At 41.7% G+C, this 20,264-nt stretch carries 18 protein-coding genes and 1 riboswitch; of the genes, 1 reads left to right on the top strand and 17 read right to left on the bottom strand.

Translation table 11 applies throughout. The features are described 5' to 3' along the window. Positions 1-14 precede the first annotated feature (14 nt). The 16 genes from KP78_RS16710 to zapA all read right to left on the bottom strand — a co-directional run bounded on the left by KP78_RS16710 (position 15) and on the right by zapA (position 18,982). Positions 15-1,262, bottom strand: coding sequence for an aspartate kinase (locus KP78_RS16710; RefSeq protein WP_041090552.1), 1,248 nt, complete (start codon positions 1,260-1,262; stop codon positions 15-17). A gap of 121 nt (positions 1,263-1,383) precedes the next feature. After that, positions 1,384-1,565, bottom strand: a riboswitch (Lysine riboswitch). A 68-nt stretch (positions 1,566-1,633) separates the two neighbouring features. Continuing rightward, entirely contained in the window at positions 1,634-3,406 is a 1,773-nt protein-coding gene (gene uvrC, locus KP78_RS16715) for an excinuclease ABC subunit UvrC (protein ID WP_041090554.1), read from the bottom strand. Between the two features lie 153 nt (positions 3,407-3,559). Further along, positions 3,560-3,874 carry a thioredoxin gene (trxA, locus tag KP78_RS16720; RefSeq protein ID WP_041090557.1) on the bottom strand — a complete coding sequence of 105 codons (315 nt, stop codon included), beginning with the start codon at positions 3,872-3,874 and terminating at the stop codon, positions 3,560-3,562. A gap of 75 nt (positions 3,875-3,949) precedes the next feature. After that, on the bottom strand, positions 3,950-5,026 hold the full coding sequence (locus KP78_RS16725; RefSeq protein ID WP_052474900.1) for an ABC transporter ATP-binding protein: 1,077 nt from the start codon (positions 5,024-5,026) through the stop codon (positions 3,950-3,952). Between the two features lie 12 nt (positions 5,027-5,038). Further along, complete coding sequence (locus KP78_RS16730; RefSeq protein WP_041090560.1) at positions 5,039-6,646, bottom strand: ABC transporter permease; 1,608 nt, start codon at positions 6,644-6,646, stop codon at positions 5,039-5,041. Further along, on the bottom strand, positions 6,633-7,727 hold the full coding sequence (locus tag KP78_RS16735) for an extracellular solute-binding protein (RefSeq protein WP_041090562.1): 1,095 nt from the start codon (positions 7,725-7,727) through the stop codon (positions 6,633-6,635). The genes KP78_RS16730 and KP78_RS16735 overlap by 14 nt, the downstream gene beginning before the upstream one ends. Positions 7,728-7,959: 232 nt before the next feature. Beyond that, positions 7,960-8,940, bottom strand: a complete 981-nt coding sequence (locus KP78_RS16740; protein WP_041090564.1) for an electron transfer flavoprotein subunit alpha/FixB family protein — start codon at positions 8,938-8,940, stop codon at positions 7,960-7,962. A 60-nt stretch (positions 8,941-9,000) separates the two neighbouring features. Next, positions 9,001-9,774 carry an electron transfer flavoprotein subunit beta/FixA family protein gene (locus tag KP78_RS16745; protein ID WP_041090565.1) on the bottom strand — a complete coding sequence of 258 codons (774 nt, stop codon included), beginning with the start codon at positions 9,772-9,774 and terminating at the stop codon, positions 9,001-9,003. Between the two features lie 27 nt (positions 9,775-9,801). Next, on the bottom strand, positions 9,802-10,575 hold the full coding sequence (locus tag KP78_RS16750; RefSeq protein ID WP_041090566.1) for an enoyl-CoA hydratase: 774 nt from the start codon (positions 10,573-10,575) through the stop codon (positions 9,802-9,804). 16 nt (positions 10,576-10,591) lie between these two features. Beyond that, positions 10,592-11,173, bottom strand: coding sequence for a TetR/AcrR family transcriptional regulator (locus KP78_RS16755; protein WP_041090567.1), 582 nt, complete (start codon positions 11,171-11,173; stop codon positions 10,592-10,594). A 276-nt stretch (positions 11,174-11,449) separates the two neighbouring features. Next, entirely contained in the window at positions 11,450-13,147 is a 1,698-nt protein-coding gene (locus tag KP78_RS16760) for a long-chain-fatty-acid--CoA ligase (protein WP_041090568.1), read from the bottom strand. A gap of 234 nt (positions 13,148-13,381) precedes the next feature. Next, entirely contained in the window at positions 13,382-13,786 is a 405-nt protein-coding gene (locus tag KP78_RS16765) for a DUF350 domain-containing protein (protein ID WP_041090570.1), read from the bottom strand. Between the two features lie 35 nt (positions 13,787-13,821). Beyond that, complete coding sequence (locus tag KP78_RS16770; protein ID WP_041090572.1) at positions 13,822-16,191, bottom strand: endonuclease MutS2; 2,370 nt, start codon at positions 16,189-16,191, stop codon at positions 13,822-13,824. A gap of 133 nt (positions 16,192-16,324) precedes the next feature. After that, a complete protein-coding gene (gene polX, locus KP78_RS16775) occupies positions 16,325-18,034 on the bottom strand; it encodes a DNA polymerase/3'-5' exonuclease PolX (protein ID WP_041090574.1) in 1,710 nt (569 codons plus the stop codon). Between the two features lie 137 nt (positions 18,035-18,171). Beyond that, on the bottom strand, positions 18,172-18,714 hold the full coding sequence (locus KP78_RS16780) for a CvpA family protein (RefSeq protein WP_041090576.1): 543 nt from the start codon (positions 18,712-18,714) through the stop codon (positions 18,172-18,174). A gap of 7 nt (positions 18,715-18,721) precedes the next feature. Continuing rightward, positions 18,722-18,982 carry a cell division protein ZapA gene (gene zapA / locus KP78_RS16785; protein WP_041090579.1) on the bottom strand — a complete coding sequence of 87 codons (261 nt, stop codon included), beginning with the start codon at positions 18,980-18,982 and terminating at the stop codon, positions 18,722-18,724. 122 nt (positions 18,983-19,104) lie between these two features. On the opposite strand from zapA, the gene rnhC reads away from it, so the two are divergent. Next, entirely contained in the window at positions 19,105-20,031 is a 927-nt protein-coding gene (rnhC, locus tag KP78_RS16790; protein ID WP_041090581.1) for a ribonuclease HIII, read from the top strand. 69 nt (positions 20,032-20,100) lie between these two features. Here rnhC and KP78_RS21270 read toward each other — a convergent pair. Beyond that, positions 20,101-20,264 (bottom strand): IS3 family transposase (locus KP78_RS21270; RefSeq protein WP_157841520.1); only part of this gene is annotated, 164 nt, incomplete at its 5' end.

The following is a 20,264-nucleotide window of genomic DNA, read 5'->3' on the forward strand; positions in this document are numbered from 1 at the left end:
GTTTCTCGTTCCAATTAAGCCTTGGCTGCAAGCGCTGCTACAGGCTGCAGCTCTTCAAGTGAAAAGCTTTCGTGAACGATTTGAGCAGCTTTTAGCATATCTCTTTGATCTACTACAGTGGATACTTTGATTTCGGATGTACTCACCATTTTGATTGCAATATCATTGGTTGATAATGCTTCAAACATTTGGGCAGCAACACCAGGGTTTGACACCATCCCAGAGCCAACAATTGAAACCTTTGCTAGGCCTAGCTCATATTCAATTCGTTTAAAACCAAGCTTGTCCTGATTGTCGCTAAGTACTTGAAGTGCTTCTTCAAGCTCTCCTCCCTTGATCGAAAAAGAAAGATTTGTTAACGCAACCTCAGATCTGCTCTGAATGATAATATCTACATTGACATGATTTGATGCCAGCGTACTGAAAATATTCGCCAGTCCCGTTACTTCATTTTCAAGACCAAGAATGGTCACCCTGGCAATATCCTCTTCAAATGCGACACCGCGCACGACTAAATTTTGTTCCAAATTAGAAACCTCCTCAATCAATGTTCCTTCGGTTTGTTCAATACTGGATCGCACTGTAAGCGTGATTGAATAGTTTTTTGCAAATTCAACCGCTCTTGGGTGTAGTACGCCCGCTCCAAGATTTGCAAGCTCCAGCATTTCATCATAGGAAATACCCGCTAGTTTTCTTGCCCCCTTTATGTAACGAGGATCTGAAGTATATACACCATCCACATCTGTATAAATATCACACCGGTCTGCTTTAAGTGCAGCTGCAAGCGCAACTGCCGTCGTATCCGATCCGCCGCGTCCAAGCGTTGTAATTTCATGGTTGATATCCATGCCCTGGAAGCCTGCTACAATCACAACATTTCCTTGTCCTAGCTCTACATGCAGTTTTGTCGGGTCTATATGTGTAATACGTGCTTTACTGTGAACAGACTCGGTTTGAATTCCGGCCTGCCAGCCTGTCATCGAAATGGCCGGCTGTCCTATTTCCTGCAGTGCAATTGAAAGCAATGCAATAGTTGTTTGTTCACCTGTTGTCAGCAGCATATCCATTTCTCTTTTGCTTGGTTTTAAACTTAATTCTGATGCCAATTTAATTAAATGATCCGTTGATTTTCCCATTGCCGATACAACGACAACAACTTGATGCCCATTTTGCACCTCCTGTACGACTCGATTCGCCACATTTTGAATGCGCTCGACCGATCCGACAGAGGTTCCTCCAAATTTTTGTACGATGATCCCCATGGTATTCCCTTCTTTCTCCTTGTATTTCTCACCAACAGGTATATCGAAAAATGTCCATAAAAAAAAAGCAATAGGATATGCTATCCCATTGCTTTTGAACAGATAAGTTCAACGCTGCCACAGGTGAGATAGCTCTCCAAGATGATTAAACATCTTGACAGCTCTGCATTTCTTCAATGCAGAACCAGCGAATGACTGGATGAACAGGTCATTTACTTCGGCGATCGTCCCTTTCACGCTGCATCAGTGGAATTCATCTTCCTCCGCAGTGCTACTTTTGAGTCTCGCACCTCTATCACCACTTCATAAATAAAAGTGATTGTGTATAAAACTAGTTTAGATTATAGCATGATACGCCCATGCAATCAATGCTATTCTTGCAATGTTTTTACAATTTCTTCTGCTGTAGCTGCTGGAATACCTGCATTCATTACTTCAGCAACGGTAGCTTCCCGCAATTTTTTAATTGACCCAAAATGCTTGAGTAATAGTTTCTTGCGTTTAGGACCGATGCCAGGAATGCCGTCAAGCACCGATTGAATCGAATTTTTCCCGCGGAGCTGCCGATGAAACGTAATGGCGAATCGGTGAACTTCATCCTGAATACGTTGAAGTAAATAAAACTCCTGACTCGTTCTCCCAAGCGGTACAATCTCTAACGGATTGCCAAAAAGAAGCTGAGATGTCCGGTGACGTTCATCCTTTGCCAATCCGGCTAGCGGAATCTCAAGCCCCAGCTCATCCTCTAAAATCTCACGCGCTGCTTCAATCTGTCCTTTTCCTCCATCAATTAAAATCAAATCAGGTAAGGGAAGTCCGTCTCTCAATACGCGAGTGTAACGTCTTCTGATAACTTCACGCATAGATTCATAGTCATCAGGCCCTTGTACTGTTTTAATTTTATATTTACGATAATCTTTTTTTTCAGGACGACCATCAATAAAAACAACCATTGCTGAGACAGCATCACTACCCTGAGTATTAGAGTTATCAAACGCTTCGATTCGCAGCGGCGGATGAATGTTCATCGCAAGACCAAGCTGATCGACAGCATTAATGGTTCGATTTTCGTCCCGCTCTATTAATGAGAACTTTTCTTGCAGTGCAATAGTCGCATTTTTTTCTGCAAGTTTTAACAGGTCCTTTTTCTGCCCACGAACAGGCTGTCTAACGCTTACGTCCAGCAATGCTTCGGCCATTTCACTATTCACCTCTGCAGGCACAAGCACCTCTCTTGGTTTGAAATGATTAGGCTTCATATAAAATTGACCCAGATAGGTTAAAAATTCTTCTTCTGGCTCAGCATAGATCGGAAATAACGAGACATCGCGCTCAATCAGCTTTCCTTGACGCACGAAAAACACCTGGACGCACATCCAGCCTTTATCCACCGCATAACCAAATATATCGCGGTTGGTAAAATCATTCATCGCCATTTTTTGTTTTTCCATTGTTGCTTCAATATGCGAAATTTGATCACGATATTCCTTTGCTCGCTCAAATTCAAGGTTATCTGCAGCTTCCATCATTTTTTGGTGGAGAGACGCTTTCACTTCCTTATATCCCCCATTTAAAAAACGGCTAATATCCTCCGTCATTTGACGATACGTAGACTCTTCTACATTAAATTCGCATGGCGCCAAACATTGACCTAGATGATAATACAGGCACACCTTGTCTGGAAGAGAGGTACATTTTCGCAATGGATACATCCTGTCAAGCAGCTTCTTTGTTTCGTTCGCTGCCTGCGCGTTAGGATATGGCCCAAAATACTTTCCTTTATCTTTATTTACCTTACGCGTAATTAAAAGCCTTGGATGTCGTTCAGCCGTTATCTTTAAAAACGGATAGGTTTTGTCGTCCTTAAGCATGACGTTATATTTAGGATCGTGCTTTTTAATTAAATTGAGTTCTAAAATGAGCGCTTCCATATCGGAGGAAGTCACGATATATTCAAAATCCTCTATCTCAGAAACCAGCCTTTGCGTTTTACCATCATGAGAACCAGTAAAATAGGATCTCACCCGATTCTTTAATACTTTTGCCTTTCCCACGTAGATAATCGTGTTTTGGCGATCCTTCATTAAATAACAGCCGGGCTGGTCAGGTAAAACCGCAAGCTTGTGCTTCAATAATTCATTCATTTCGATTGCCCCCCGTTACTGTTAAAGTAGTGTAAATCCATCATAAACAATCCATCTGTGAAACGCAAAAATCGAGCCGTTTGGACCCGGCTCGATTGACAATAGATCAAAGATTATATAAAAAAACCGAGCCTTTGCGGCTCGATTTTTCTATTACGCGTGCTTGTTTAGCAATTCTTCAAGCGCTTCTTTCGGTTGGAAACCAACTACTTTATCCACAACTTCTCCGTTTTTGAAAACGACTAGTGTAGGGATACTCATAACGCCGAATTTGCTTGCTGTTTCTTGATTTTCATCAACATCCAGCTTAACGATTTTTACTTTGTCACCCATATCTGCATCAAGCTCTTCAAGAACTGGAGCAATCATCTTACAAGGTCCGCACCAAGGTGCCCAAAAATCTGCTAATACTAGACCATCATTTGTTTCAGTTGAAAATGTTTGATCTGTTACATGAGAAATAGCCATAATAATTTCCTCCTTTAATACCGAATATAGCAAAATTATAGCACCGACAATCTAGTTACGCGAGTTTTTTGCTTATCATGCGTGCTGCAATTCTTTTACCTGCTCGTGAGCTTGGATTTCATTCGCTGGGTCAGGAAGAAAATAATAATCCTCAAATGAGAAGCGCACTTTTTCACCAATGTCCGGAATGTTGAAGAACGGGTCACTCGTGAAGAAAGATAGCTTCGTTTTCTCATAAGAAATCACAATTTCTTTATATTCCCCTTCAAAGGCAACCTGACGGACAGTTCCTTCATAGTCGCCTGTTGGAGATAAAGCGATACTGTCCCTGCGCACAACTAGAAATCCTGAACCACCAGGTTTCCCCGAAGGATCATACAGCTTACCGAGCTGGGTATGAATATAATCCCCCACTTTTTTTGCTTCTATAAGGTTGGAACGAGAAAGAAATCTGGCGACAAATGGTGTCACAGGTGTGTGATACACCTCTTGAGGAGTTCCAAACTGTTCAATCTTACCTTTATTCATCACAAGTATTTTATCTGCAATAGCAAGTGCATCCTTTTGGTCGTGGGTAACAAAGACCGTCGTAATTTTCGCCTGTTTCAGGATGCGTTTGACTTCAAATCGCATCGTGTATTTTAATTCAGCATCAAGATTAGAAAAAGGCTCATCCATTAACAATACCTTTGGTGAAGGAGCAAGTGCCCGCGCCAGCGCCACACGCTGTTTTTGTCCGCCTGAAAGCTCATGCGGGAAGCGCTTATTCATTCCCTTTAGCCCAACAAGATCGAGCATTGTTTCAACTAACGTAGCGCATTCCTTTGTTGGCTTTTTTACACCAAAGCGAATATTTTGTTCTACATTTAAGTGAGGGAAAAGCGCGTAATCCTGAAACACCATCCCGACCTTCCGTTTGTTAACCGGAACCCATTGGTGTCTTGAATCGATTGGCTGGTCACTTAACAGAAGGGTCCCTTCCGACTGCATTTCAAAGCCCGCAATGACACGCAGCGTCGTTGTCTTGCCACATCCACTCGGACCTAAGATCGCAACGATCTCCCCTTCATTTGCTTGGAAGTTAACGTCATTTAATACTTGTTCACCTTTATTAAATGATTTACAGATATTCTGCAGTTGAATGGATGCCACACTCACCATCTCCTAATATTTGTTCATAACCCATCTAATTGGCAGTATCGATATAATAATAATCAGCAATGCGCTCGGTGCCGCCATTGCATAAAAGCCATCTGATGTTTCAATCCATACTCGAACAGAAAGCGTATCAAAACCAGCGGGGCGCAGCAATAGCGTTGCCGGCAGTTCCTTGATAACACTGACAAAAACGAGCGAGAAGCTGGCGATCATTCCAGGCTGTATTAATCGTAAGATAACCTGATTCAACACTTGCACTGGTCTTCTCCCTAAGCTTAACGCGGCTTCATCAATTTTTGGTGAAACCTGCCCCATGGACGATTCTGTTGACTGGAGTGATTGAGGTAAAAATCTCATCATATAAGCCATAATCAACATGGCGATGGTCCCGTACATGAATGGAAGATAATTGATAAAAATAAAAATCACACCTAATGCCACAATAACACCCGGAAGCGCATAACTCAAATAACTTATGACATCCACCATCCGTGAAAGTACACTGCTAAAACGTGTTTTCACATAAATTAACGGCAGGGCGAATACGAGACAGAGCGCTGAGGTAATGGCTGCTGCTGTAAAGCTGTTCATTGTAAACTGGAAAAACCTCGAATCAATGACACCGGAAGCCACTGCAATGCCGCTCCAATAAAGGAGCACAGCGATTGGTATCGCAGCAAACAAACCAAAAACGGTGCCAACAAATAGCAGCGCTGGCGTTTTCCATTTTCCAAGATCAATCAGTACCGGTTCCTTGCTCGTTCCATCAATTTGATAAAATTTCATTCTTCTTTTGGACAAATACTGCAGATATAAAAATACCAGGGTAATCAAAATAAGAATTAAACTGAAAATTGATGCACCAACTCGATCAAAGCTTCCCATTTGGAAATAGATTGCCTGCGTAAATGTTGGATACCTTAGCATGGCTACAGCACCAAAATCACTGACAATATAGAGCGCTACTAAAATTGCTCCCGATCCAATAGCCGGCCGGACCATTGGAATGGTTACTTTACGAATTACACCTAATGGAGATAACCCGCTTATATACCCCGCCTCTTCAAAGGAAGGGTTAATTTTTTGTAAGGATGCGCTGACAATTAAATAAATATACGGATATGTAAATCCAGTAAGAATTAATACGACGATTGGGAAAGAAAAAACATCAATCGTTGAACCGAACCATCCTTCAACCCAACCACTGGGTCCCAAAAGGATAATATATGAAACTGCTCCTACATACGGAGGAATCGTGAGCGGGATAACCAGCAGCCATCTCCAAATTCTTCTTCCCGGCAAATTGGTATTAACTACAAGTATTGCAAGTATTACACCAATCAGTAAACCTAATAGCGTGACAGCCAGTGTTAGGCTCAGTGTTTTTTCTAATAAGAAGGGTATACGAGTGTCTAGCAATTCCAACCAGCGTTGACTACCATTATCAAATGAACGGACAGCGATATAAATGACAGGAATCACCATTAAAATCCCCGTTAAGACAACCATTGCACTTAACGCGAGACCTGGTGATTGCGAGGAACTAAAAATACGACTAAAAGTTCGAGAGAAAAACCCTCGAACCTTCAGACCTATTTTATTATTGGACTTCAAGCGGAAGACCCGACTGTTCGATTAATTGTTTGGCATCATTCCAAACTGGGCCTAGCTCACTTAATGGTATGTCCATCGTTTTATACTCGCTGATTGGCAGTGCTTCAGGTACTGCTTCCACATCAGGATGAAGTGGAACTTCCTTGCTGTTGAACGCAAAATCTTTCATATTGTCTTCTTCAAGCATAAATGAGATAAATGCTTCAGCATTCTCTGGATTTGGTGCACCATTGATAAAGCCGATTCCTGCAGCATTAACAAAAGCGCCCATTTCATCTTCACCTTGGTCAGGATAGATGAAGCCTACATTGTTTCCTTCTGCTTCAGCTAGCTGCTGATGGTAATAATAGTTATTTACTAAGCCAAACTTAAACTCACCAGCGCCGACAGCTTTACGAATATCTCCATGTCCTGATAAAACAGCACCTGCGTTTTTGCCGCTTTCCTGCAGCCACTCAGCTGTTTTGTCATCTCCCCACTCAGCGCGAAGAGCCGCTACGTGAGCAATCATCGATCCGTTGCCGCCACGAGTGATCGCATATTGGCCATCCCATTTTGGATCTGCAAGCTCTTCAATCGTTTGAGGCATTTCCTCTTCCGAAATCAAATCCTTGTTATAGATAAAGCCGCGTGTACGTGCAGATAACCCAATCCAAGAATTATCACTTGCACGATATTTCTCATCAATCACTTTCGCATCTTCACCTTCATACGGCTGTAAAATCCCTTCTAAATGAAGGTACTCCATCGCTGCAGTGTCATTTGAAAAGAAAATGTCTGCCTGTGGGTTCACTTGCTCTTCCACAATACGATTTACTACCGTTTCATCTGTTGCAAGCAAATGAACCTCTACCCCTGTTTGCTCTGTAAACTTATCCAAAATCGGCTGGACAAATTCTTCTTTTCTAGATGAATAAATAACTAGCTCACCTTCTAACTCCTCGCTCGCTTTTACTGCTTCGTCTGAGTTGGTATCAACGGAACCTGATGCAGCTTCATCAGCTGAATCTGAACCGCACGCCACCATAACTACAGCAAGAAGCGCTAGAATGGCGATAAGCCAAAGCTTCCTAACATTCATATTCCTACCTCCTGTGATCTATGTATACTATCAATGACAAATATTCTCATATAATTGAGAATGATTATCGTTGATAATATTCAGTCTACTTTAGTTGAGAATGGTTGTCAATAAGCTTTTAAAAAATATTGAGAATGATTTTCATTTTTAATTACCAATGGATAAACTCGCAAAAAACCACCCAGTTTAGGAAAGTGAATCTCCAAACTGAATGGCTTTTCCATTCGTGCTATTAAGATGTTGCTACCTTTAACTTCTTAAACTCTTCTGTCAGCAGCGGGATAACCTCAAATAGGTCACCTACGATCCCATAGTCTGCTACTTTGAAAATATTTGCTTCAGGATCTTTATTGATCGCTACAATCACTTTCGAGTTGGACATACCCGCTAAATGCTGAATGGCTCCCGAGATACCGCAAGCGATATAAAGGTCTGGTGTAACGACCTTTCCGGTTTGACCAATTTGCAGTGAGTAATCGCAGTATTCCGCATCACATGCACCTCGGGAAGCTCCGACTGCTCCACCAAGCACATCTGCAAGCTCTTGAAGCGGCTTGAAGCCGTCTTCGCTTTTCACTCCGCGCCCGCCTGCTATAACGACCTTAGCTTCAGATAAATCGACTCCTTCTGTAGCCTTTCTTACAACATCTTTAATAATTGTACGAAGGTCTTTTATCTCTGCAGAAAGCGTTATTACCTTTCCGCTGCGTGAAGCATCTTTCTCTAATGGAGCAATGTTGTTCGGGCGAATTGTCGCAAAAACAATTCCTTCCTTGACCATTTTTTTCTCAAATGCTTTTCCGCTATAGATTGGACGGACAAACACCACGTCGTCTCCTTCTCCTTCCAATGAAGTCACATCGGAGATCAAGCCGCTTCCCAGCTTCCCTGCAATACGCGGTGACAAATCTTTCCCTAGTGCCGTATGTCCAAAAACAATTCCTTCAGGACCTTCAGCTTCAACTACAGCCAAAAATGCTTGAGCAAAACCATCAGAAGAATAGTGCTTCAGCTTCTCATCTTCCACCACCACAACACGATCTGCACCGTACGCAATTAGCTCTTGACCCTGCGAAGCTACTGTTTCTCCAATAAGTACCCCTACTACTTCACCGTCGTTAGCAATGGTTCTTCCTGCTGCTAGCGCTTCAAATGACACGTTACGCAGTGCACCATCTCTCATTTCTCCTAATACTAAAACCTTTTTCCCCATTTTCGTTAACCTCCTGAAAAGTGATGATGTTGTATTTATTTCGTCTGCTGAAATCTTCCTTTATACGACTTTATTATTCTTGTGAAGCAGATCGACAAGCTCTTTTACCTGCTGATCAATTTCACCTTCAAGGACTCTTCCTGCTTCCTTCTTAGGCGGAAGGTAGATTTCAATCGTTTTCGTTTTTGCTTCAACATCGTCTTCCTCTAAATCCAAATCATCGAGTTCCAGCTCTTCAAGAGGTTTTTTCTTCGCTTTCATGATCCCTGGAAGAGATGGGTAACGCGGTTCATTTAAGCCTTGCTGTGCCGTTACAAGAAGCGGAAGGGATGTCTCAAGCGTTTCTGAATCCCCTTCTACATCACGTACAATTGTGACGGTTTCCCCATCGATCTTGATACTCGTAATTGTGGTAACGTACGGGATATTCAGCTGTTCAGCAACGCGCGGTCCTACTTGACCCGACCCGCCATCAATGGCTACATTTCCTGCAAGGATCAGATCAGCTTCCTTATCCTTCAGATATTCTGCTAGAATACGAGCTGTTGTGAATTGATCTGTTTCCTCCACATCGTCCTCGATATTAATAAGAACCGCCTTGTCTGCACCCATCGCAAGAGCTGTTCTTAGCTGTTTTTCGGCTTCTTCTGAGCCTACAGAAACAACTGTCACCTCTCCGTCATGCTCGTCCCGCAATTGTATCGCTTCCTCAATCGCATACTCATCGTATGGATTGATAATGAACTCTGCACCATCTTCCGCAATCTGTCCCCCGTTTATTGCAATCTTTTCCTCAGTATCAAATGTTCGCTTCATTAAAACGTAAAAGTTCATCCTTGTTCCCTCCGTTTGTATCGTGAATTATTCTCCCTTAAATACCGGTGTTCTTTTTTGAATAAAGGCTTCTATTCCTTCTTTTGCATCTTTTGATGAAAATACTTCACCAAACCATTCCGCTTCTTTGTCTACCCCTTGCTGAAAATCAGCGGTTTTTGCATACTGCAATAGATCAAGGGCTGCTTTAACTGAGACCGGGCTTTTCTTCGCAATTTTTCTTGCAAGCGCTTTCGATTTTTCGAATACTTCTTCCTCTGGGAACGCTTGGTTTACAAGTCCCCATTGAACCGCTTCAGCACCCGAGATCGGTTCGCTGGTTAATAGCATCTCAGTTGCTTTTGGAATCCCAACATATCTTGGCAGCCGCTGCGAGCCCGCAAAGCCGGGAACAAGCCCCAGCTGAAGCTCTGGCAGCCCAAGTTTTGCCGTTTCACTTACATAGCGGATATGACAGGACATTGCAAGCTCCAGCCCGCCTCCTAATGCAGCACCATGAATAGAAGCAATGATAGGCTTACTAAATGTTTCGATACGTTCAAATACACGCTGTCCTTTTTTTGCATGCTCTCCAAACGCCTTGCCATCTTTAATTTCGGTGAATTCTTTTATATCTGCTCCAGCTGAAAAGAAGCGCCCTTCACCATGGATAAGCAGTACACGTACATCGGCATCATGTTCAACACTCGTTAGCCACTCATCAATTTCAGCAACAAGCTCGCTTGATAGTGCATTGGCCGGCGGGCGCTGAATGGCAGCGAGCGCAATCTGGTTTTCGATCTTGCATGATAAGAAGCCCATCCTCTTCCCCCCTATTCTATGGTCTTAAGCCTTTTGCAATTAATGAGTGGACACCCGGAGCAAGCTTATTAATATCATATTTTTGCTCATTTATCACCCAGGTGGTCGCTACTTCATCTATTGTACCAAAAACCATCTGTCTTGCTAGCCGGATATCCAAATCTTCGGAAAAATCACCAGACTCAACTCCGCTATGTAATACCTCATCAACCAATAAAAGATATTCCTTTAAAACCTTATTTATTTTTAAGCGAATATCTTTATTTGATTGACGTAATTCCAGCTGTGTGACAATTGCCAGATGTTGATCTTCAGACAGCATTAAAAAGTGGTTCTCTACTAAAACATATAATTGATCGACTGCACTTTCCTTGCGTGCCATTTTGTTCCGGATCTTTTCAACGAATTGACCCATCTTCTCTTCAAACAATGAGATTAAAATATCCTCTTTGTTTTTAAAATAAAGATAGATCGTTCCGTCTGCAACACCTGCTTGTTTCGCAATTTTTGACACTTGTGCTTGATGGTAGCCTTTTTCAGCAATGACCACTACTGCAGCATCTATAATTTGTTTGAACTTTGGTTTATCTCGTTTCATCGGGTCATCGCCTTTCGTTACATAATCAATGATTTATTCAGAAGACTTTGTTAAACTTGTCTGTTGATTGGAGCGAAAGGCCTTCGCCTTCCGCTCCAATCAACAAAGTACAAAAATTAACAATTACCTTTAAAATAGTCATTAAAAAGAAAAATAAAAATATGAATGATTATTCATTCATATTTTTATCTTACTAAGTAATTATACTCTCGTCAAGTATAATCCTACAATAGAATAATTGGAAAGAGTCAAATAGTTGCCCTCTTTCCCGTCTTATTATCCAAGCTTTTTATTGGCCTGTTGTTTTTCTTTTTCTTCTTCAACAAGCTTTCTTCTAAGAATTTTACCAACAGCCGTTTTGGGCAGCTCATCTCTGAATTCATAGATTCTTGGTACCTTGTATGATGCAAGGTGCTGACGGGCATATTCATCAAGTTCTTCTTCTGTTGTATGATGTCCTTGCTTTAACACAATAAAAGCTTTAACTGTTTCACCGCGGTACGTATCTGGCACACCGACGGTTACAATTTCCTGGACAGCTGGGTGCTCATACATCACTTCTTCAATCTCGCGTGGATAAATATTAAACCCACCCGCAATGATCATATCCTTCTTGCGGTCCACCACATAAAAGAATCCTTGCTCATCCATGTAGCCTAAATCCCCTGTATGCAGCCATCCATCTCGTATAGTTGCCGCGGTTTCTTCCGGCTGATTCCAGTATCCCTTCATAATTTGCGGACCTTTGACAATAATTTCTCCGATTTCTCCAGGGGGAAGCGGTTCACCTGTTTCCATGGATAAAATCCGCGAATCCGTATCAGGCCACGGTACGCCAACACTCCCTTTAATTCTCTTTTGATCCCATATAAAGTTCGCATGTGTAACGGGAGATGACTCAGTTAATCCATAGCCTTCAACCAGCTTGCCTCCTGTTACCTGTTCAAATTTTTCCTGAACCTCAACAGGAAGCGGTGCTGAACCGCTAAGACAAGATTCAACGGAAGATAAATCATATTTACTTAGCTCTGGATGATTTAAGATGCCAATATAGATCGTTGGCGCACCCGGGAAAATGGTTGGGCGTTGCTTGTGGATCGTTTTTAATGTAGTTTCGACGTCAAATTTCGGAAGCAGTATCATTTTGTAGCCTTGCATAACAGAAAGAATCATAACTGTTGTCATACCGTACACATGGAAAAATGGGAGAATGCCAAGAATGCTTTCTTCTCCTTTTTTGTTTTTATAAAGCCAGGCATCACACATTGAAGCATTGGCAATCAAATTTTTGTGCGTCAGCATCACGCCTTTTGGAAATCCAGTAGTGCCGCCTGTATACTGAATAATAGCAATATCTTCCTCAAAATTAAATGATTGCTCTTTTGGAGTCGGTGATGAAATTTTCAAGATTTCTGTTAGCAGGTGATTGCTGCCGCTGTGCTCCACCTTCACCGTAATTCCATACTGCTTTTTTTGAATAAAAGGATAGATAAAATTTTTAGGAAACGGCAGAAAATCCTTTATCCCTGTGATAATCATATGCTCTAAACTAGTGTTTTTAAAAACTTTTGATACACGCGGAAATAAAATATCAAGCGTAATAATGACCTTTGCACCCGAGTCCTTCATCTGGTATTCAATTTCACGTTCTGTGTAAAGTGGATTGGTTTGAACCACAACACCACCGGCAAACAGGATACCATAATAGGCAATAACGGAAGCTGGCGTATTCGGCAGCATAATTGCTACACGGTCACCCTTTTCCACACCAATGTCCTGTAGATACTTCGCCATTTTCAGCGAGCTTTCGTTCACTTCTTTATACGAAAATTCTTTCCCCATGAAGTGAATGGCCATCTTTTCTGGATAATTCTTTGCTGCCTCCGTCAAATATGCGTGAACCTGCTTTTGCTCATACGTTAGCTGTGTAGGAATTGTGTCGGGATAAAGCGCAAGCCAAGGCTGTTCTGACATGTAAATCCCCCCTTAAAACTTAATAAATTAATTGAAAATTCCCATTACTATATTTATTATAATCGAAATAGAAAGCGGTTACAATTTAACATATGAAAAAAGACACAGAAATCATGATAATTTTCTGTGCCTTCTCTGTTCAAGAGATAAACAAATAAACGATTCCCAATACCATAAATGCTGCGCAGCAAACAATAAGCACCTTTGCGAGCGTCTCCATTTCAGTTCCCCCTATTAGATACTTGCCCCAATCACGTAGGATAGCCCCACTGAAATCACCATTGAAATCAATCCGACCGCTCGATTATTATTCTTTATTTCCTCATCTACACGAAACTTTGGAGTTAGAAACTCAAACATAAAATAAGCAATGAGCAACAGCATAAATCCGAACATCCCCCAGCCAATCATCGCTAATAATGAATCATGCTGATCGATTGAATAACGAAAAATATTGGCAATACCAAAAATTTTACCGCCTGTAGCCATCGCTACAGCCAGATTTCCCTTCTTGATTTCTTCCCAATTCTCATACTTCGTAACAGCCTCAAAAATAGCTAAAAATACGATAATACAAAGCACGACTACACTATAATATCCTGCTGTTTCAACCAAGGGGTACTGCCAAAATCCGCTCATGTACAAATGCCACCTTTGTTCATTATTTACATCACTTACTTAAATTCTACCACGGTAATCCCGCTGCCGCCTTCACCCGCTTCACCAAGACGCACATTTTTGACAGACCGATGATTTTTAAGCTTCTCCTGAACACCCTGTCGTAATGCACCCGTCCCTTTTCCATGAATAATTGAAACACGCGGATATCCTGCAAGCAAGGCATCGTCAATGTATTTATCAACTCGCATGAGGGCATTTTCAAACCTTTCCCCCCGAAGATCAAGCTCCAAACCGACATGAAAATCTTTCCCTCTTACTGTTGCGAGCGGCTTTGGCTCAGCTTTTTTCTCTGATTTCATAAATTCCATATCCGCTTCATTTACCTTCATTTTTAAAATACCAATTTGAACACTCCACTCCTTCTCAGCGGTCTGTTCAATTAAATAACCCTTCTGACCAAACGTAAGAACCTTAACTTCATCTCCAGGCTGAAGGATTCTTGCTACAGATGAAGATGAAGGAGATTTTGATTTACCCGTTTTCTTTGATTGTATAGGAGCCGCATCCTCAAGTCGCTTTCTTGCATCAATGAGCTCGTGTTCTTTTACTTCTGCGTTTTTTTCCAATCTTAGTTTTCGCAAGTCAGTCATAATTTCTTCTGATTTTATTTTCGCCTGCTCAACTATTTCGCTCGCTTTTCCACGTGCTTTTTCATATAATTCATCTCTTTTTTCATAAAACTCGATCATTTGCTTCTGGATGTCTTTATGAAGCTTTTCAGCTTGTTTTAAATAATCATGTGCATCTTCATAATCTCGCTCTGCCTGCTTACGGCTAGATTCTAATGATGCAATCATGCTTTCTACTGCTTTGCTGTCCGTTCCAACAAATGATTTAGCATGGTCAATCACCGATTGCTCTAAACCAAGACGCTTTGATATTTCAAACGCATTGCTCCGACCCGGTACACCAATTAATAGACGGTATGTCGGACTTAAAGTGTCCACGTCAAATTCTACACTGGCGTTTACGACTCCGTCGCGATTATAGCCATAGGCTTTTAATTCAGGATAATGGGTTGTCGCTACGACGCGCGCGCCTTTATTGTGCACCTCATCCAAAATAGAAATGGCAAGCGCCGCCCCTTCCTGAGGATCAGTTCCTGCACCAAGCTCATCAAACAAAACAAGACTGCCGCTATCCATTTGTTTTAGGATGTCTACTATATTTACCATATGTGATGAAAAGGTACTTAAGCTTTGTTCAATGGACTGCTCGTCCCCAATATCTGCATAAACAGATTCGAAAACCGCGATTTTTGAACCGTCTAAAACAGGAAGGGGTAATCCGGCTTGCGCCATTAACGTACAAAGACCGATCGTCTTTAACGTAACTGTTTTCCCTCCGGTATTGGGACCTGTAATAACAATCGTCGTAAAATCCTCACCGAGAAAAATATCATTGGCTACGGCTTCATCAATTGGCAAAAGAGGATGTCTTGCCTTATTTAATTTAATAATACCCTGATCATTCACTTCGGGCTTTGTGGCCTTGATCACACGCCCGTATTTTGCTTTTGCAAACATGTAATCGATCTCTCCAAGAACATCCACTGTTAATAACAGATCGTATGCTTCCTCACTAACAGCTGCACTTAGCCCGATTAAAATCCTTTCGATCTCTTCCTGTTCTTTTAAGCGGATTTCTCTCAACTGATTGTTTAAATTCACAACTGCTTCAGGTTCAATAAAAAGTGTTTGCCCTGATGAAGACTGATCATGAATAATCCCGCCGTAATGACCGCGATATTCTTGCTTCACAGGAATAACATAGCGGTCATTTCGAATCGTAATAATTGCATCCGAGAGCATCGTCTGTGCATTTCTAGAACGGATCGTTCCTTCCAGTCTTTCACGAATCCTGCTCTCACTTGAACGAATTCGCTGTCTGATGCTTCTAAGTTCTGCACTCGCTGAGTCCAATACCTCTCCGCTTTCATCAATTGCCTCAAAAATGGCATGTTCAAGCGGGGTTAAAATCGCCATGGTATCTTTTTTATTCTTTAATATTGGAAGAGATAATTCATCCTCATCCACCAGCTTTTCAATAAATAAACGAATGGTTTTGCTCGCGCGAATTGTACTCGCTACCTGCACCAATTCATGCGGACTTAGCGTGCCTCCAATTTCCGCACGCTTTATATGTGCCCAAATATCATGCATCCCCCCGAGCGGCATACCCCCTCTTAAACGGAGAACAGTTGCCGCTTCATCTGTTTCATCCTGCCACTGAATCACTTCTTCTAAATTTGTGGATGGTGCCATTTTATCTATTCTTGCTGCACCAAGCGCAGAAGCAGCATGTTCCATTACTTGCTGCTTAATTTTATTAAACTCTAGCGTTCTAATCGCTTTATCATTCATAACGTTCCTCCTTATAAAAAGCGCAAAGCGGTCGTTCAGCTGCGATTGGCATATATAATGCTGGTGTTGTCAGTGCTTCTCGCCGACAGAACGGTAGTGCACGATGCCAGGGCGCTTTCTGCCATTCATGTTCTTATCGATTTAAAAACTCCGATAACGCTGACCATGATTTGGTATTTAACACATCTTCCTTCTTAAGCCATCCTTTTTTTGCTACCCGGACGCCCAAATCCATAAAATTCAAATGGCTAATGTCGTGGGCATCTGTGTTGATAACGATCGGTACCTTAAGCGATTTTGCGAGTGCCACATTTTCCGCATTCAAATCAAAACGATGCGGGTTAGCATTTAGCTCTAACGCAGTCTTTGTTTTTGCTGCTTGTTTAATTAGCTCTTCCATATCTACATCGTAGCCTTTTCTTTCACCAACGATTCGGCCGGTTGGGTGCGCAATAATATCGACATGCGGATTATCTAATGCCGTTTGCAGCCTCTCCATGATCTGTTCTCTTGATTGCGAAAAGCTTGAGTGAATTGAAGCGATCACTATATCAAGCTCCGCCAATAGCTCATCATCAAAGTCAAGTGATCCGTCAGGCAGTATATCCATCTCAACACCTGCTAGAATTTCAATATCATCATAACGGGCATTCAGTTTTTTAATTTCAGTGATTTGTTTGCGAAGCCGCTCAGCAGAAAGTCCATTGGCAACCTTTAAATAATGAGAGTGATCTGTGATAGCCATATATTCGTAGCCCTTTGCACGACACGCCTCTATCATTTCTTCAAGTGAATAGGCACCATCTGACCACGTTGTGTGCATATGAAGATCACCTTTCATATCCTCTCGTTCAAGCAACGGCTCTGCATTAGAGTAGCGTTCCACCTCCGTTCCATCCTCTCTAACCTCAGGTGGAATAAACGGCAGATCAAAATGCTGATAAAAATCGATTTCTGAATGAAAGTGAGTAACTTCTCCAGTCTCAATGGATTCTACTCCATATTCACTAATTTTTTCGCCTCGCTCCTTCGCTAACTGTCTCATTTTCACATTGTGATCCTTGGATCCAGTAAAATGATGAAGCGTTGTTGCAAACGATTCTTCCTTCACTAAACGAAAATCCACTGATACGTCATAATCCCGGTCCAAAATGATTGAGACCTTTGTATCACCATTTGAAATAATTTCCTTCACTCCTTTAATAGAAATGAGCGCATCTCGAACAGCAGAAGGGTTTTTCGTTGAAATAATATAATCGAGATCTTTTATCGTTTCACGAGTGCGGCGGAGACTTCCTGCACGAGAGTACTGCTCAGCTTCAGGAATTCCAGAGAGAACAACATCGATTTCATCTGCAATCGGCAGCATAAAAGCGATCGGTAATCGATCCGGGCGGCTTCCCACCTCCTGAATGGCAGCAAGAATTTTCTCTTCCGTTTTTTTGCCAAACCCAGCTAGTCCTTGGACAAGATGCTGTTCACATACATTCTTTAAATCATCGATGCTTTGTACATTAAGCTCCTGATAAAGCTTTGCAATTTTCTTTCCGCCAAGGCCGGGCAGCTTCAATAATGGCACAAGTTCTTCAGGTACTTCTTCCTTCAATGATTTCAACACACTTGATTCACCGGTTTCAATGAACTCGGTAATGACGGAGGCTGTCCCTTTTCCTACACCTTTCATCTGCGTCAGATCATCTATTTGTGATAGACTTCGGTCATCTGTTTCAATGGCCTGTGCGGCTTTACGAAACGCAGATATTTTAAACGGATTTTCACCTTTAAGCTCCATATATAAAGCAATCATTTCCAACAGCTTGATAATATCTTTTTTATTCAACATACAGTCCTCCACTCTTAGCATTATGGTACTTCTAATGGTAGCAAATTAATGAACAAAAGAAAAAGCCTGGCCTCCGCCACGCGGGAGATACAGGCTGTATTTACCTATTCCAAAACAAACATGCCATTATGCTTCGCTTAAGAGGGGCGTGACTCAAGCCACCATTCCTTTACCTGCTCGGAAAAAATGGGTGTGTTTGTCAAAATAAATTTTGCAATCCAGGAACCGTCCAAGGCGCTCTGAACCGATGCAATTGGAAGCATCGCTGCTATGTATAAAAGGATAAAGAAGATAAAATACACTTCCAAAACCCCCAGAATACCTCCTCCAAATACGTTTAACGGACGCAGAATAGGAAATTGTGAAATGGAGTCAAACATAGAGCCAATTAGCTGCATCAACAGCTTTACTGCAAAGAAAATGATTGAAAAAGCAATAATCCGGTAATAAGATTCTTCAAAATTAATTGATTCTGTAATCATTCGCAGCTCAGAATGACTATCAAAAGCTGGATATGGAACCCATAGTGTAAGCTTTGGTGCAAGGACATCATAATATAAATAGGCAACGAAAAATGCGACGAAAAACCCAATCATATGAATAAGCTGAAGGATAAATCCACGGCGCAGTCCAACGAAAAAGCCTATTATCATTAAAATAAACAATGCCAAATCTAACATCAAATATTCAACCCTTTAGTCGTTTTAATTCATTCTCTAACTCTTCTAATTCTTCTTTAAGTTTTAAATAGTCATGAACAGCATTTACAGCTGTAAGTACGGCAAGCTTTGCTGTATCAAGTGAAGGATTAATCGTATTAATCTCTCTCATTTTATCATCTACCATTGAGGCGACGAGTCTGATATGCGACGTGGACTCTCTGCCAACAATGGAGTATGATTGTCCATAGATATCAACGCTTATGCGGTTTTTTTCATCATGAGACAACGTATAAGCCCCCATTCTCGAGAATCCTAATCACTATCATAACATGATACTTTTCAAGATGAAAAGAAAAGATACAATCCTGTCGAAAAATAGTAAAGATTATACAAAAAGGGGTCACTCATTTGTCAAATACTGTTCTGCAAGTATCAGCTGAAACGATTAACAAAATGAAAAATTTTTATCATTCTTCCATTACTTCCACCATACCGGCGGGCGCTATTTTTGCAGCGAAAACAGCCGGATGCGCCATTACTGCATACAGGTCAGGAAAAGTCCTTTTCCAAGGGAAGGAAGCGCGTATAGAAGCAGCTCGCTGGGGCTCATCCCCTTCCATTCCAACACAGAAATCCTCCTCTACAGGTACAGCTGTTTTGCCAGCCAACATCTCTGTAATGTCGCTCATTGGGACGGACGAAGTAGGAACAGGAGATTATTTTGGTCCGATTACTGTCGTTGCTTCCTATGTTAGAGGGGATCAGCTCGAGCTATTAAAAGAATACGGCGTAAAAGACTCCAAGAATTTAACGGATCCAATGATCATCATCATTGCAAAAAAATTACTGCAGACCATTCCATATAGCCTGCTAACACTGCCAAACGAGAAATATAACGAACGTCAGGGTCAGGGTTGGTCCCAAGGAAAAATAAAAGCGGTCTTACATAACCAAGCCATTCTGCATCTGCTTGAGAAAATCAAGCCAGAGCAGCCAGAAGGCATTCTGATTGATCAATTTGCCGAAAAAAGTATTTATTACAGACATCTTCAAGGCCAAAAAAAGATTGTTCGTGACAATGTCTACTTCAGCACAAAAGCAGAAGGGATTCACCTCTCTGTGGCCGCAGCATCTATTATTGCACGCTACGCCTTTTTGCGTGCAATGGACCAGCTAAGTGACGAAGCAGGCTTTCAGCTGCCAAAAGGAGCCGGAGCAAAAGTCGACATCGCAGCAGGAAAGCTAATCAATAAAATGGGCGCGGATGCACTCAACCACTACGTGAAGCTTCACTTTGCCAATACACAGAAAGCGAAGAAGCACAGTTCGCTTTAGTTCGTTGAAGGGGTCTGACCCCTTTGAACTGCCCCCTGTCAAGTAGACAGTGGAAATAATAAAAAAGATTTAAGCGGCTTTAGCTCTATATTCCATGGAGCTAAAGCCGCTTAGTCGTTTCTGGTATCGATCATGGTTATAGAATTGAATGTATTTATCATTCGCCTTCGAAAGCTCTTCAAACGTATCATACTTATGTAAAGAATACTTTTCACACTTGAGGGTACCCCAGA

The sequence above is a fragment of the Jeotgalibacillus soli genome (assembly GCF_000829435.1).
In the GTDB taxonomy this organism is placed as follows: Bacteria; Bacillota; Bacilli; order Bacillales; family Jeotgalibacillaceae; genus Jeotgalibacillus; species Jeotgalibacillus soli.

Excerpts from the sequence above, each read along its gene's own strand:
- KP78_RS16710 (WP_041090552.1), bottom strand. The coding sequence starts at position 1,262 with ATGGGGATCATCGTACAAAAATTTGGAGGAACCTCTGTCGGATCGGTC.
- uvrC (WP_041090554.1), bottom strand. The coding sequence starts at position 3,406 with ATGAATGAATTATTGAAGCACAAGCTTGCGGTTTTACCTGACCAGCCC.
- trxA (WP_041090557.1), bottom strand. The coding sequence starts at position 3,874 with ATGGCTATTTCTCATGTAACAGATCAAACATTTTCAACTGAAACAAAT.
- KP78_RS16735 (WP_041090562.1), bottom strand. The coding sequence starts at position 7,727 with ATGAATGTTAGGAAGCTTTGGCTTATCGCCATTCTAGCGCTTCTTGCT.
- KP78_RS16740 (WP_041090564.1), bottom strand. The coding sequence starts at position 8,940 with ATGGGGAAAAAGGTTTTAGTATTAGGAGAAATGAGAGATGGTGCACTG.
- KP78_RS16745 (WP_041090565.1), bottom strand. The coding sequence starts at position 9,774 with ATGAACTTTTACGTTTTAATGAAGCGAACATTTGATACTGAGGAAAAG.
- KP78_RS16750 (WP_041090566.1), bottom strand. The coding sequence starts at position 10,575 with ATGGGCTTCTTATCATGCAAGATCGAAAACCAGATTGCGCTCGCTGCC.
- KP78_RS16755 (WP_041090567.1), bottom strand. The coding sequence starts at position 11,173 with ATGAAACGAGATAAACCAAAGTTCAAACAAATTATAGATGCTGCAGTA.
- KP78_RS16760 (WP_041090568.1), bottom strand. The coding sequence starts at position 13,147 with ATGTCAGAACAGCCTTGGCTTGCGCTTTATCCCGACACAATTCCTACA.
- KP78_RS16765 (WP_041090570.1), bottom strand. The coding sequence starts at position 13,786 with ATGAGCGGATTTTGGCAGTACCCCTTGGTTGAAACAGCAGGATATTAT.
- KP78_RS16770 (WP_041090572.1), bottom strand. The coding sequence starts at position 16,191 with ATGAATGATAAAGCGATTAGAACGCTAGAGTTTAATAAAATTAAGCAG.
- polX (WP_041090574.1), bottom strand. The coding sequence starts at position 18,034 with ATGTTGAATAAAAAAGATATTATCAAGCTGTTGGAAATGATTGCTTTA.
- KP78_RS16780 (WP_041090576.1), bottom strand. The coding sequence starts at position 18,714 with ATGTTAGATTTGGCATTGTTTATTTTAATGATAATAGGCTTTTTCGTT.